Source organism: Mycoplasma sp. Ms02 (assembly GCF_019720735.1).
Classification (GTDB): domain Bacteria; phylum Bacillota_I; class Bacilli_A; order Mycoplasmatales; family Metamycoplasmataceae; genus Mycoplasmopsis.
Window position 1 is genome coordinate 862,992 of the sequence record NZ_CP081302.1, and the last position, 16,285, is coordinate 879,276.

Below are 16,285 nucleotides of genomic sequence, written 5' to 3' on the forward strand. Positions count from 1 at the left end.
AATTTTTGTAAAAAAAAATTAACTATAAATAAGGGCAAAAAGTAAAAAAACTTAAAATAAAGTTTTTTAGCTATTAAGCTATTATGTTTATAATTTTTTATGTTCAGATAAAAACAATTTGCATCTATGCCCATTTTAAAGATCGAATTGAATGAACAAAAAACTTTTACAATTACTGATTTAAAAATACCCAGTTCAACTTATAAACCACATAAGTTGATAAATTTCGAGAAAAATGAAATGTGATACTAATCACTAATCTTCCACAATTGTTAATGAATACAATACTTGAATTTGAAATATGAACTTAAAGCACAGAGAGATCTGTGCTTTTTCTTTTTTCCACAAATGTGGAAATTTTACATTTTTCTGAATTATCAATTAATCAGAAAGTTGATTTATTGGTCTTATTTACAACCAAAAACACTTTTGCAAAAAAAAAAAAAAAGATGTTTAGCTGCCGACCCATTCTAAGAATTTTAAAAGAATAAAATTTTTTTATAAAGATAAATAAAAATGGAAATTGAATAAAAATTTCGATTAATTAAAATCTTAGGAGAAATCATGAAAAAACCAAAATTACTTTTAACACTGGCTATGCCAGTTATTTTAACTGCACCTATTGCAGTTTTATCAGCTGGTTCAGGAGTGACTGACACATCTTCTATTAGTTTTGAAGAAGTTAACACAGGATTAGATGAATTTAACTTTAATGGTGTTTATAACGTATCTACTGAACACGATGGTGGCACAAAATACACTTATACGCATGTAGAAAATACAAAAGATTCTATCATCGTTAGACCAGTCGAATTAAAAAATAAAGACTCTTCATCGGATCTCTCAACACAAGAGGCAGATCCGTCTGTCATTTATAATAAGGTGCAAGATTGAGAAGTTATTGTTAATACAAGCACAATGAGTAAATATCGTGGATATCATCCTTACTACATTGATTTAAAAATATTTCTTTCAGACGATTTGAAACTTTATACGGATCCTAGAAATCCTCAAAAATCGATTCAATGAGAGATAAAGAAATATGAATCAACGAGAAATGGTCAAGAAAATCCTAGTGGAGATGTTTTTAACCGTGATTCTGAGTCGAATTGAGTAAGACTAAAAAGTACTAGAGGTTCTTTAGAAAATGGTGAAAATTTAGCTAACTATATCCCCCCTTTAGATTCTAATGTAGGAACATCTGAAAGACAAGATTTCAAAAATGTGATTATATCGAGTTTACCTCAATCCACTTCTCATTCTAATGACTTAGCTGACAATTTTGACCCGATAAATAATCCAGATTGAAACAAAATATGAGAAAACATGGGCGAGTATATTAGTGTAAGAATAAAAAATCCAGATGGTTCTAGACTCCCAGAAAAAGTAGTATTTACATTTAGTACAGAAAGAAATTGAGATTCTCCAAGTGCAATAAAAAATATAAAGAATGGTAAAAAATATAATGCATCCTTTAAAAAAGGTACAACATTTGTTGGAGCGTCCACGTTTGGAAATCCGTATGAATATGTTTTTAGAAGTTCTTTTTATAGCTATGAAAGAAGACAAACTCAAAAAGCTAAAGTAGTTATAAGGGAACATATAACAGGAGAAAATAACTCCAAAACCTATGAGCTTATTCCAAACTTTAACTATGAATTATCTATAAACTCAGAAAAATCTGCTGTTGATCCTGTAAAATTTACTACTTTAAAAGACAATAGATATTATTTGGACAACAAAAGAAACACATCAACTCATGAGTCAGGTTATTTAATAAATCTAGATAAAGAATTTTTTATTTCACCTGAACAAAATGTATCTCTTAAATACAGTTTTTCAGGTGGAGACGAATATGCACAAAAATATAACATTCCTTCTGAACCAAGGCTAACATATGACTATGAGAACAATATTTTTTTCTTTGACATAAATTTAGAAAGAATTAAAGAAACAAAATTTGATTATACCGAGAATTTCGATTCACAAGTTTTAGAAGTAATCATTAATAATGAGAAATTTTGAGGAAAGGGTTTTCTGTCTCAAGAATCTATAAACGCATCTAAACCAATCTTAAAATCATTATATGAACTATCTTTAGAAATTTCTAAAGCCTTTAGGGAAGCAATTCCGGAAAAGCACCGTCAATATGAAAACACCAACTATCAGGCTCAGGCTAAATCTTATCTTTTATACACTTTTTTAAGTGAGCTAATTTCTTCTACTAACGAACCTTCTTTTAATAACCTAGGACGTAAAATTAAGTTATCTGATGTTGTGTCTTTTTTATCATCATATGATAAATATATTAAATACTTGCAAAGAAACATTATTAGCAACTATAATGATCTTTCTTCTAAATTTAATAACATTCTTGAACAAGACGAAATAAATGTGGACAACGCACTTATTTTCTTAAAAGAATTGATGGATTTTGATCGCATAAAGCTAAACAGATTGAAACAATTTTGAACGGTGTTAACTGATGCTGATAACTCAAATAAATTGAATGATGCCATTAATTTGTTGTCCGAAGTTCAAAAAGGTTTTAGTTATGCTAATTTAGACAATTTTCTAACTGGTAGTCCTAGATCTGGTAAAGTATCTGGCATTCTTTCAGACAGAAGAATTTCTTCTTCGGAAGAAGATAAAGAAGTGATCATTTCGAATACATTCAGATTTGACCAAATATTAGACAAAGCAATAAAAAACTCAAGTAGAACAGGATCAAAACGTTTTAGTAGTTTCACAATTTCTGATTCATCAAAAAATGATAAAAACACAAAAAGAGATCTTTTAAATAACCTTAAGACTGATGAAGAATTTAAAAGTTTTTTTGAAAAAGGTGCCAAAGCAGCATTCAAAGTATTACTTGCTTGATTAGGCTACGATGCAAAAACTCAGGATCCTGATAATTACACAAACGATTATTTGATATCTGCTAAGGTAAAGGGATTCAATTATGTAGATTTTTTTGTAAAAGAAGTCGATAAAGAAAAATATGCTCCTAAATTTTTACCTGTAACAAATAAAAAAGTTAATACATTCTCCTCTTTAGATGATTACGAGTTTCTCAAACAACTAAACTTACTAAAAATTCTTGTTGAATCTAAAGACGTTGATTCAGAAATAGAATATGATAAATTCAATCTAGATTCAGAAAGAAGTCTTATATCTTTATCTAAATTTCAAGAAGATGTCGTTTCTTCGACCGAGAAAATTAAAAACGATTTATTTAATAAATTAATAAACTCAATACCCTACATTAGCAAAACACTAAAGAAAAAGATGATAGATCGACTTTCCTTATCAAGAACTGAAGACGAAATAAGACAAATATTTAATGAAGGTGTAAAGCTTAGTGGACTCGGAAAACTAAAGAATCATGATGGAATTTATGAAAATGAATTACAAATTAATGCAAAAAAACTAATTATTCTTATAGAAAAAATGAACCAAATTAAGATGTCTGTTGCATATGAAAAAGCTGATTCCTTCTATAAAAATAATTTTGACTCAAATCTTAAAAAGTTACTCGACAAATTTGAAACAGATAACGATGAACCGTACAATCTTGCAAACGGGTATTCTGATTACAAATTAAAAGAAAAGTTTGATCCACGAATGGTAGAAACACTTTATAACGAATCTGCTCTTTCGATGGAAAAACTAAATGGAGCCAATGTTTCTCTAACTTTCAAAAACAAAGAAAAAATAACTGCCGAAGAAGCTTTAGCTAGTTGACAAAAAAGTAAAGAAGATTTTGATACCTATCCAGAAAACCTTTTAGCAGTTATAAAAAATGAAAATCAAAAACTATTGGATAATTGGGATATATATGTATCTGAAGCAGAGATTTCGGATGAAGAGCCAAACACAATTATCTTTTCATATTACGTTTTGACTCCTAAATTTATCAAATTAGGTCAAACACAAAAAGAAAATGAACTTGAAGACTTAACCCCGATTGAGTTCAGAATTACTGGATTTAAGCCGAAAGAAACTGAAAAAGAGCGTGTCACAAGAATATCTCAAGGATACACCTTTAATCTTTCTTATCCTAAAATAGAAGGGTTTGCTTCCGAATTAAACGGAAGTAAAAGCTCATTATTTGACTTTAAAAAAATAACGGGCTTTTTAGAAAAAGACGGGCAAAGATATGAAATTTCCTTATTAGACGATAAACTTTTGGTTGAAGATTTAAATATTTATTTAACAAATTTTGAACCTAAGACTACTTCTTTTGAAAATGATTTTGACGGAAGTTTTGATATTGACTTTACTATTCAATCAAAAACCGAACCAGAAGCAGTTACATCAGATGCAAATACGTCCAGACTAGTTGCGTTTACTACAGAGGCAGAAAGACTTCAAAAATTGTTAACAGATTTAGATTTAAATGGACTACTAAGTTCTGACGAAAAAAACTATAAAAAATCATCGACACAAATAGATGTTTTGAAAACTAAATTAAAGCAATATTTAGCAGATAATAATGCCACACTTAATGAGGAAAGTTTTAGTTGTTCTGCAGACGATATAAATGGTGTTATCAGTAATATAATGTTTGATATTGTTTCGGCAAAATCTAGCCTTGAAACAGGTCCAAAGAAAGTGACAGAGTCATTATCAGGTTCGAGAAGCATTTCAGGTTTCCATACTTTAGAAAAAGAAAAATTGAGATTAAATAGTTTAAAAGATAAAATTAATTCAGTTATGTATAAAGGATCAGAATCCATTATTTTGGCTTATAAAAATAAAGCTACATTAAACAAAGATAATTTAGAATTTATAGTTTCAGATTCTTCGATTTCAAAATTAGGTCTTGAAAATGAGTTTTCAAATAAATTTCATAATTTTAAAGTAGATTTGGATTCTATTTCTTTTTCAGAAATTACGAATCAAAACGATTTAGAAGGAAAAATTAATTTATCAGTAAGATTACAGTCTATAGATCCTGCATACACAGAAGCTTATTCAGAACATTCATCTCTTGAGCTGATAGGTTTCAAAACTGAAGTAACGAGACTTAACGAAATTGTTTCTACGACTATTGAAATACCAGATTCTGCTTTCAATACAATAGATAAAAAACGGTTAGCATCCAGTGTTAATAAAAATTCATTCGTTGAGCTGTTAAATGAATATCTAAATACTTTAAATATTGATGCAGTAGTTGATCGTGACACATTTGTTTTTGACACCTCAAATGATAAAGTTTCTTATAGATTTAAATTGCAATCTACAAGACTAGCCCCATTAAATGCTGTTAAATCTACAGAAATTACAGATAATGCCGAAATTACTGGGTTCTTTAGTTTTAAAAAAGAAGTAGAAAGACTGAATGAAATAAAAAATCTAGGTACATTTAGTATCACTAAAAAAGAAGAAGCTCCAGATTATCTATCAAATAATGATTCAAGAAAAATCAGCATATCAGAAGCAAATATCTCACTAAGATACAAAGATCAAGATTATGTTGTGGATAGCAACGGTGAAATCAGTGCTCTAAATCTCAAAATAAAAGATTTTAGCTCACTTTTAACAACAAATATAGATGATAAAACAGGGCAAAAAGCAGTTACATTCTTACTTGAATCAACAAATAGTCAATTCACTGATAATAAACCTAAAACTGAACTAATAAGTTCGCAGATATCTGGTTATAAAACGGAAAGCCAAAGACTCAGGGATCTTCTAGATGTATCTCCTTCGTTGTTAAATGATTTAGATATCAACGAAGAAAAACAAAATAATGCAGCAACATCTTCAGATTATGAAGAAAGCATTAAAAATAAAATTAATAAACTTCTTTCTAAACACAATGCAAAAATCAAAACTATTAGTTTTAAAGATAAAAACTCAGATGGTTCACTAAAAATAAACTTGACTCTTAGCTCGACTAGAAATGATTTAACAAATGAATCATCAACAAAAAATAAAGATTTTCCTTTTTCTGGATTTAGAACTAATAGTTCTGAAGAAAGTCGCTTGAACGCCTTAGTTGATAAAATAAAAACTGCTACTTACACTGGTGCAAGTGACATAATGCTTCACTATCCACAAAAAACTAAACTTTCACAAACTAATTTAGTTTTCAATTTAAGCAAAGATTCTTCATCACTTCAAATTAACCAAGCAAATAACTTCGAGTTATCTTCCGAGAAAATAAAAATCGAATTAATGGATATTAAATTTGGAGAACTTAGCGACCAAAACGATAACAATGGAGCAACGACAGTTCAGATAAGACTTACATCAACAGATCCTAATTTCCCAGGTGTTAAATCTAAGACAATCGAACTACAACTCGAAAACTTTAAAACTGAAAAAGCAAGATTGAACGAAGAATTAGCTAAGATAACCGAAATACCTCAAACCGTTTTTGAAGAAATTGAAAAAGATTTACTGCCAAAAGAAGTGCAAAGAGAAACTGTCTCACGATTAGTAAATGACTTTCTAGAAGCTAAAAACTTAGATTTTAAAATCAATGAAGACTCACTAGTTTTAACTTCTGAAACAGGAAGGTTAGGATACAAGTTTAAACTAGAAACAAAAAGATTAGGCATGCCTAATACAAATGTTTCTGAATCTGAAAGCAAAACATTCTTTATTGAAAATTTATTTTCTGTAGAAAAAGAAAAAGAACGTTTAAATAAACTTTTAGAAAATGAAATAAATTTAACGAGAAGAGAAAGTGCTCCTGATTACCTTGCTTTTGAAGGATCTAGACAAGTAGAACTATCGGAAGTAGAGGTTGGTATTAATGTTGAAGAAGATGAGCTTATTTTTGATGATCAAGGAGTTTCTGAAGATTTAAACGTAAAAATAGTTGAGTTTAGTTCATCAGAAACTTCAAATATTGATGATGAAACAGGTAAAAAACAAGTAACTTTCAAACTCAAATCTACTGATCCAAGGTTTGATGATACTGAAATCATAAGCAATCCAAAAATGGCTTTTGTAATTGGATACAAAACAGAAGAGCTTAGATTATCAGAACTTAATAAACTTGGAGATAAATTGTTTGAAGGTCTTGATTTAAGCCAAGAAAAAGCAATATATGCTTCAGATGCTTCAAGACTCGCTTCGATAATTGAACCTAAGCTTAATAAAGTGTTGGAAAAACACCAAGTTAAGGCTGATGAATTTACAATTGAAAACACTTCGCCAGAAAATGGTAGTTTAGATCTTAAGTTTAAATTAATTTCCACAAGAGATCAATTAACTACTGTAAAATACAATGCATTTATAACAAAAAATGAAACTGGGTTTAAAACAGAGCAAAACGAAGTTCAAAGACTAGAAAACATTTTAAGTAAAATCAATGCAGTAACATATAAAAACTCACAAGACAGCATGTTACATTACCCAGAAGCATTAAAACTTTCAAAAGATTCTTTAGTATTTGAATATGTAAGTGATGACAAAGTTATAAAACTGGATTCATCAAATAACTTCACATCAGAAGAGTTAAAAATTAAAATAAATTCTGATGATATTGCTTTTGATTCATTGACAAAACAAAACGATAACACAGGAATGACTAATCTAGACTTTGCCCTTACCTCGACCGATGATCAATTTTCAAGTTCAAAAACAAAATCCAAAGCATTGTCTGTATCAGGATTCAAAACAGAACAAGAAAGATTGGATCAAGAAGTTTCAAAAATTCAAGGGATTGATCAATCCGTATTTGCTGATTTAAATAAGAAATCAACACCTCAAGAAGTGACTAAAGATAAAATCGCCGAACTTCTTAACAATCACCTAAAAACATTAAATATAGAAGCGAAAGTAAATTCTGAAAGTTTATCCGTTACGAACGGTGAAGACAGAATTACATACAACTTCAAACTAGAATCAACAAGAAATTTAATAACACCGAACACAGTGTCTACTACTAAAACAACTGATTTTGAAATAATTGGGTTTTACACTAAAGCAAAAGAGCAATTAAGAATTCAAGAGTTAGCTCAGTCGAACTTTAGACTAAGTAAAAAAGAATCTGAAAAACAATATTTAGCATATCCGAACGTTAAAGAAATTAATCAATCTGAAGTTTCTTTTACACTTATTTATAATGATAACGAATATGACTTTGATTCAAATGGAGAGAATGCAGAACTAAAAGTTAAAATAAAAGACTTTACTTCTGGCATGACTCAAAATACAGATGATCAAAACGGTTCTAAACAAGTAACATTTATCCTTGAATCAATGGATGATAGATTTACTCCAAGACCATCATCTAACTCTATTACGGCAACATTAAATGGATATTCAACAGAACTTGAAAGATTGAATGATTTAGTTTCACAAAAAGATTCTATCCTTGCAGACCTAAATATTCAAGAATTAACTTCTCAATACCCTGCAGATTCAAGCGAATATGAACAAAAAATAATCGAAAAAATCAATGAAAAGCTATCTAAAAATAATGCAGAAATCGATGAACCTGTATTCTTAGATAAAAATCGTCAAGCAGGAAGTGTTTCAGTTGAGTTTAAATTAAAATCAACAAGACAAGAGCTTAAAAATAATCTTTCAGCTAACAAGATTAGACTAAATCTTTCTGAATTCAAAACAGACGAACAAGAAAAACAAAGGTTAGAGCAAATCACAAACAGTATTAATGCAGCATCTTATCTTGATGCTCAAACACTCTTGCTTAACTATCCATCAAAACAAAATCTTGAAAATTCAAACTTCAGTTTTGTTTATAACACAGGCTCAAAAAATGTAATTTTAAACAAAGATAATCAATTTGTTTCAGATGAACTTAAGATAAAAATCGTTCCTCAAGAATTATCAATCCATGAAATCACAAATCAAAATGATAACAATGGTGATCTAGAAATTGACTTTGCTGTCTACTCAACTGATACAAACTTTTTAACAGTAAAATCTGAAAGCAAAACATTAAAAGCTACAGGATTCAAAACTGAACAAGCAAGATTAAATGATCTTATAACAAGCACAACCACTGTGTCTGAAGACACTTTTGCAACCATTGACAAAAACAGGACTGCAAATGAGATTGATAGACAAGAAGTTATTGATGCCCTAAATAAAAAATTTGAATCTGAAAAAGCAGAAATAGACTCTGATTCATTCGTGTTTGAAAACACATCTGATGAAGTTGGTTACAAATTTAAACTAAAATCAAAAAGAGATCTAATCAACCAACCAACAGTTTCGCAAGAGTTTTCAAATAAATTTACGATAAATGGTTTCTATAGTCTAGCAAAGGAACAAGAAAGACTTACCTCAATAACAGCAAATGATTTTGAGATTAATCGCTCTGATTCAGCACAAGACTATCTTTCATACCCACAAAATAGAAAGATTCCACAATCTGAAGTTAATCTAACTTTTACACATAAAGGTCAAAAGTATCAGTTTGATCAAGATAATGAAATTAAAGATCTTAAATTAAAACTAGTGGAATTTGATTCCGACACAAACGAAAACTGAAACGACTTAACAGGAACAACAGGTATCAGATTCAAGCTAGAATCCACAGATACAAGATTTAATCCAAAACCAAAAAGCAATTTAATTGAAAAAACTGTTTCTGGTTATAAAACAGAGCAAAAACGCTTAGAAGAGATCTTAACAAGAAAACCAAATGTTTTCAGTTCTTTAGATTTATCTGAAATTAAATCTAAATATCCTGCTAGTCAAACAGATTCATTTAAATCAACTATCCAAGAGAAACTTAACGAACTCTTAAAAAATGATTCTGCTCAAATTTCTGATCTTGAGTTCACTGAAATTGATAACAATCAAGGAAGGTTGACACTAAACTTTAAATTGCAGTCAACGAGATCAAATCTAGAAAACCAAAAAACTTCAAATACAATGCAAATTGTCCAAGAAGGATTTATAACAACATCTAAAGAACAAAATAGGTTGAATACAATCTTCTTTGCAGGTATTCGTTTTACAGATTCATACAAAAAACAACTACCTTCAAAATTACAAATTGAAGTTGACGAAATAACAAGTATCTCACTTAAGAAAACAAAATCAGATGCAAATACTTTCTTAGGGGTGCTTGACGACACTAAAACTTTCTTCAATTTTGAAGCACTAAACGCAAAAGTATTTGTTTCAGATATTACAATCGACACCCCAACATCAGAAAATGATCGTCAAGGTACAGCTACTTTCCATATTAAAGTGACATCAAATAATCCTTCAATGTCATCAATCAAATCAGACGATAAAGAAAAACAAGAAGGCTTTTTAACTGAACTGGATCGTTTAAATGCCTTAGTTGCCACTCAATCACCAAGTATTGATATAGAAAACAAAGATCAATTACTACCAAACCAAATTGAGGAGAGTCAAATCTACAATCTTTTAAATTCATATATTACGTCTCAAAATGAAAACATAACTTTAAATAAAGAAAAATACCAAAATATTGATAATGACACAACTTTTGACAACATTATTCTTGAACCTAAGAATAGTGAAGGTAAATTAATAGTTAAATACGCTTTAACATCCACGAGAGAAAATTTAGATGATATAACATCAAACACATTTAATGTATTTGAAATTGTAGGTTTCAAAACAGCAGACGACGTAATTTCTAAACTAAACGACCTGCTTTCTAATTTAGAAATTAAATATAAGGGTAAAAACTTTATCCCTAATGCTGAATTTGATTTAGCTCAAAATCTAACCAATTTAGAACTAAAAATTAACAACGAAGTTGCAGAATATAAAGCTGAAACAAATGAGTTTATTTTCCCAAATAACAAAGCTAAAATTCTAGCGCAAGATTTATCAATTGAGTCATTTAACGGTATAAACGGTACATATCAATTTAGAGCTAAGAAAATCACAAGCCTTGATGAGCAATTTAACAGTTCATTAGATCACAAGGACGTCGAAAGCACAGGATTCTTAACAGAAAAACAAAGATTAAATGAAGAAGCGCTAAAAACAGAAAACTTTAATGTTGTTATAAAAAGCTCTGTAAATAAGGCAAAAAGATTACCTTCAACAATTACTGAGCAAGATTTAGAAATAACAAGTTCTGCATTGAATGCACTAGTTGTGACACCAGTTGAAATTGACAATGATGATGAAACGGGTGAAATATTTGTTAAATTGAAACTTAAAACAACAAAAACAAATCAAGCTCTTATATCGCAAGGAGATGCTTCTATACCTTCCATAACATCAGAATCTGAACAAGTTATTAATATAAGTGATTTTAGAACAAACAAAAAAGAGCAAGAAATTAATAATCAAACATCAGCTGAAGGCGATCTAGTAGTTGTAACATTCCCTAATGCCCAAAATGTCCTCCCTTATGAAGAACAAGCAAAATTAATAGAAAATTACAGTTTTGATTATCAAAGTCCAAACAGCGAAAATTACACTATTTCTAAACAAAAATTTGAAGGATTTGATGCAATTAGTGGTCAAACATTAGTTTCGTTTGAAATAACTCCTACTGATTCTAATAGCGAAACGAAACCTGTAATCAAAAAATATGCAATCGTAAAAGGTTTCAAAACTGAACAAGAAGTGTTAGAACAAAAATCTGAGTCCTTAAAAGAAGCGATTTTATATAGCGATTCAGATGTAAGTTCTAGACCTGCTAACGATTCAAAAACAAAAGTTTCAATTTCTCCCGACTATTCGGACAAAGATGATTACTTGTTAGAACTAATTGATTTAAATCCAAAAGTTTCGAATAAAACACTAGAAGTAAATTATAAAGTTACCTCTAAAAAACCTCTTTCTAAATTAATCAAAAAGTCTGATAATTTACCATCAGAAGTTGCTTTTGGTCAACCTAAAGATTTATCACCAATACAAAAAACAAAAACATTTATCAACTTTGCTGCTTCTGATCTAGTCGCACAAAATGAACTAAACAACTATGAAGCAGCAATTAATGAAAAAGACTTTTTAAGTCCATCTGAAAAAGAATACCTAATAAATCAGGCTAATAAAATTAAGGAAAAAGCTGAAAATGGTGATTTATGATTTGATGAAGCTAAAACAAAGATTACAGAAATCATAAACCAAGCCCAAAATGAAAACGAAATTAAAAAAGCTGCTTTTGAAGAAGCGAAAGCTCTTCCTAACATAAATGACAAAATCGCTAGCAAGCTAAAACCATTATTTGTAGATTCAAAACATATCCTAGACGACTCTGTTCAAGGTAAATCACTGCAAGAAATAAAACAAGTCGCCTCTGATTATAATGACTTAATGGATAAACTTAAAAAAGCCGTTGATAAAGCGAGTCAAAGAATTAGCCAAGACCCTTACGCTAAAGTTTTAAATGCAAATAACAACTTAAAAAACAATTTAACTCAACTTGTAAATGATGTCAGTGATTTATCAACAGGCGAAAATTTATCTAAAACTATTAAAGACTTGTGAAACGAAAATGAAAATCCACAAGTCCAAAAACCAGCAAATGACTCCGACTTATTACAAAGCCCACATATTGACAAGGTAATAGCAATTTTAGAAAATGAATTTTGAAAAATTGCAAAAATTAAGGAAAAACAAGATGAATTAGTTTCTTTAGTAAACTCAGATTCTATCGAAGATCAAAAGCTTAACAATTTATCTCCTAATGAAAAGGTAAAAGCAATTGAAAAAATTATCCAAAAAACAAACTTGGAAGATTTAGATAACTACAAACAAGCGATTTTAGATACGAATGACGAAAAACAAAAACTAATTGACACTTTAGATCAAACATATCCAAACCTTAACCAAGATCAAAAAAACTATGTCATATCTGAACTCAAAAATACTGATTTAGTATCAAATCTGTTAGCAATTTTAATAGATGATACAAAAGATACCAAAAAATTGCAAGATAAAGCTTCTGATCTTGACCAAAGTATGCTTGAACTAAAAAGAAATGTTGAAAATAGTGATCAATCTTTCTTAAATCCTTCACCAGAAGCTCAGAAAAAATATAAAAATGCAACAGCTGAGCAAAAAGTTAAATACCAAAAACTAATAGAAGCGGCTAAAGATTTAGTGCAAAACAGCAGTTCTATTAATTCAATTGTAGATTTATGATCTGAAGATATACCAAAACCTAAAGATAAAACAGATCAAACTACAAATCAAGCTAATTGAACAAAAGAACAAGTAGATTATTTAAATAGCTTAATTAACGATCTTGAAAATGAAATGTCTTCTATTGAAGAAAAAATTGATTCAACAATCGCTGAGATTGACAAACTGGAGCACTTAAATAACAAAGAAAAAGAACACTTCAAAAATCAAGTAAAACAAAAAGACAACGCCAAAGATATCGATACAGTTCTAGCAAGCGCAAAATCTCATGACAAAGCTAAAAAAGATTTAATCGACAAACTTAACGGTCCTGGCCTAGATAATCTAAATAAGGATCAAAAAGATTTCTTCAAGGATTCAATTAAGAAAAATACTTTAGCAACACCTGATGTACCAATCGATGATGAAAATGCCAAAACGGCTCAAGAAACATCAAAAGATCTTGAAGACTTAAATCATGACATGTCCGAACTTGCTAAAAAAATTGCTAGACTCCAAGATTTACTTCCTAGTCTTGACAATGATCAAGATCTTCAAAGCATTAAAGAAATTGCAAGCAATATCTTAAACAACAAATTAAGAGATCAAGATAAAGAAAAGCTACCATCAGATTTATTAAGAACAGACTTAAATGATTCAAATCTAAATAAAGCTGAAGTTGCTAAATTATTAGATTACATTTCAACCAAAGAAAAAGACAAAACTAATGAAAAAGTAAAAGTTCTTGCAAACATTTCAGAAAATGATAAAAATGCAATCAAGAACCATGTAAATTCTCTCTTAAACGATGAAATGCTTGAACAAAAACTAAAAGATACAATAAACACAATTCAATTAGACAATCAAACTAAAAAACAAGCAAAAGACATAATTGATTCTATTGACAGTCTTGAAGCACAAGAAAAAGATCAATTCAAAGAGCTAATTCAAAACTTAGATCTTTGAAACAAAGATAATGACCATAAAAATAAAGACATAGATCAAATCGTTCAAAGTGCCAAAGATAAAGACTTGGATAACAAGATTGCTAAATTCTTAAAAGAAAATAAAAATAATCTTAACGATGCTACTCCTATTGATAAACAAATGTTAAATTCAATTTTAGAGATAGCTAAAGAAAGTGATTCTAAATCTCCAGATTCACCAAACTTAAGATTACCAAAAGTCGATCTAATTAATGCTATAGATGACTTGAATAAAGCCTTAAACGCATTTTTATCTTCAAGTGTTAATGATGATTCTTATATGGACACAAAAAATAAATTAGAAAAAGCAATAGTCAAAGTTCAATCAATGCAAAACCCTGAATCGCAAGACCTTATTTTAGTAGAATTGAACAAAATTGCACAGAATGCTACCGACAAGGCACAAAAATACATTGATATAGCAAAAGATTTAATTGAATTACCAAGTCAAAACAATAAAAAAGATTTTGTAAATAAAGCTCAAACGACTAAAAAAGCAATTATTTCTCCTAAATTTCATGAGTTTATTGACACCTTAATTTCTGATGACTTTAAGTACGCAAAATTGCTTGAAGCTAAAACAATGAATGAATCTGATTCAGAGTTTTTAGATTCAATCTACAAAATCAAAAAAGAACCTCTTTTTGACTCAATCTTGCAAAGCCAAAGACCAAAAGTAGCAATAATACTTGATTCCGAAAAAACGAGAGTTAAAGATACCATTGATCAAAAAGAATGATTAACTCCAGCAGAAAAAGAATACTTTAAAAAACAAGTAGAGTTAGCTCAAAGTGCTGACGAAATGTATCAAAACCAAAAAGATGCATTCGATGTAAATGACCAAAGAAAATCAGTTTATGATCAAATTCTTGACTTAGAACACTTAAACCAAGAACAAAAACATGCTTTCAAAAATGAATTGCTTTCAAATAACTTTAAACAGCTTAATGGTGAAAACAACAAAAACATGAACGATACGTTAGCTGATGCTAAAAACTTAGATAAACAAATGTTAAATCTCGAAAATATTAAAACTAAAGCTAAAAATCACAAAAACGCAATCAGTGAACTCGTTTCACCAGAGGTTGACAATACAGAATTATTAAAATTGATAAATGACATTGAAAAAGTTCAAAACAACGAAACTATCACCCCTTTTGAAAAAGCTGACTTAAATATTGAAGAGATCAATACATTAATCAATAACACAGATCAATCTATTTTGGACATTGTAAATAGAGCCTTAAAAACAATTGAACACAGAAGCGATCTTGAAAAAACTCAAGCTCAAAATAATCTTATGTCAAAAACGGATCGCTCCGATATTGATTCAATTTGAAATCAATTGCTTCAAAAAGTAATCGATCCAGAATCTGAAGTTCCAAGTGATCAACCAGTCGTAAAACCAGATTTAACAAATGTTTACAAAAGCAAGTTGCAAGAAGCTTTTGAAGCCTTCTTGAAGTCTGACACAGGTAATTCAACTTACAAAGAAAGTTCAGATAACTTAGAAAAAGCAATCAAAGAAGCTTCTGAGTATATTGATACTCTTGATCAAGATTCAGAACAAAAACAAGATTTACAAGATCTTATTCATAAAGCAAATAAAACAAAAATCTCAATCAAAGTAATTTTTGATGGATTCAATCCAAAAATAATGTACGTTGATAATATCGTTGCTCAATCTCTTGGAATTGATAACGCCGAACACCGTGAGATCGCAAAAGCAAGAGAAAATGATGCACACGCAAAAGCAGAAGTTACAAAACTTTTAGCAAAAACAGAAGTGGCAAATATTGTTAAATCAATAATTAGACAAATTCAAGAGAAAGGAATTGAAGAAAATATTAGTATTTGATGATTTATCACTACAGGCTTAGCAACACTTTGTGCTTCAATTTTTGCTTGACTAGTTGCTAGAAACGCAAAAAAAGATAAATAAACCTTAAAAAACACAAAAAAATAACAGCTTTTACACGCCTTTAAAACGGGTTTTGAAAGCCGTTTTTTTTTTTTTTTTTGCTGAATTAGTTTTGAATACAGCAAAAAATTTTAACAACTTAATAAAAAGTAATATTGGTTAAAACGGTGGATAACTAAGTGAATAAAATGTATTTATTCACCTTAAAATAGACTTAAAAACAAAAACAGTATTTTTTCATTTAATCGTTTTTTACACAATTTTATGGTTATTTTTTCATGTTTTTAAACTCTTCGAATTTTTAGCCTTTTTGGTAAAATTTATG

Annotated in this window: 1 protein-coding gene; it reads left to right on the plus strand. The window is 29.2% G+C overall.

Going from position 1 to position 16,285, the window contains the following annotated elements; translation table 4 throughout:
- The first annotated feature begins 564 nt into the window (after positions 1–564).
- Entirely contained in the window at positions 565–15,981 is a 15,417-nt protein-coding gene (locus K4L35_RS03360) for a GA module-containing protein (protein WP_221617519.1), read from the plus strand.
- Positions 15,982–16,285: the final 304 nt, after the last annotated feature.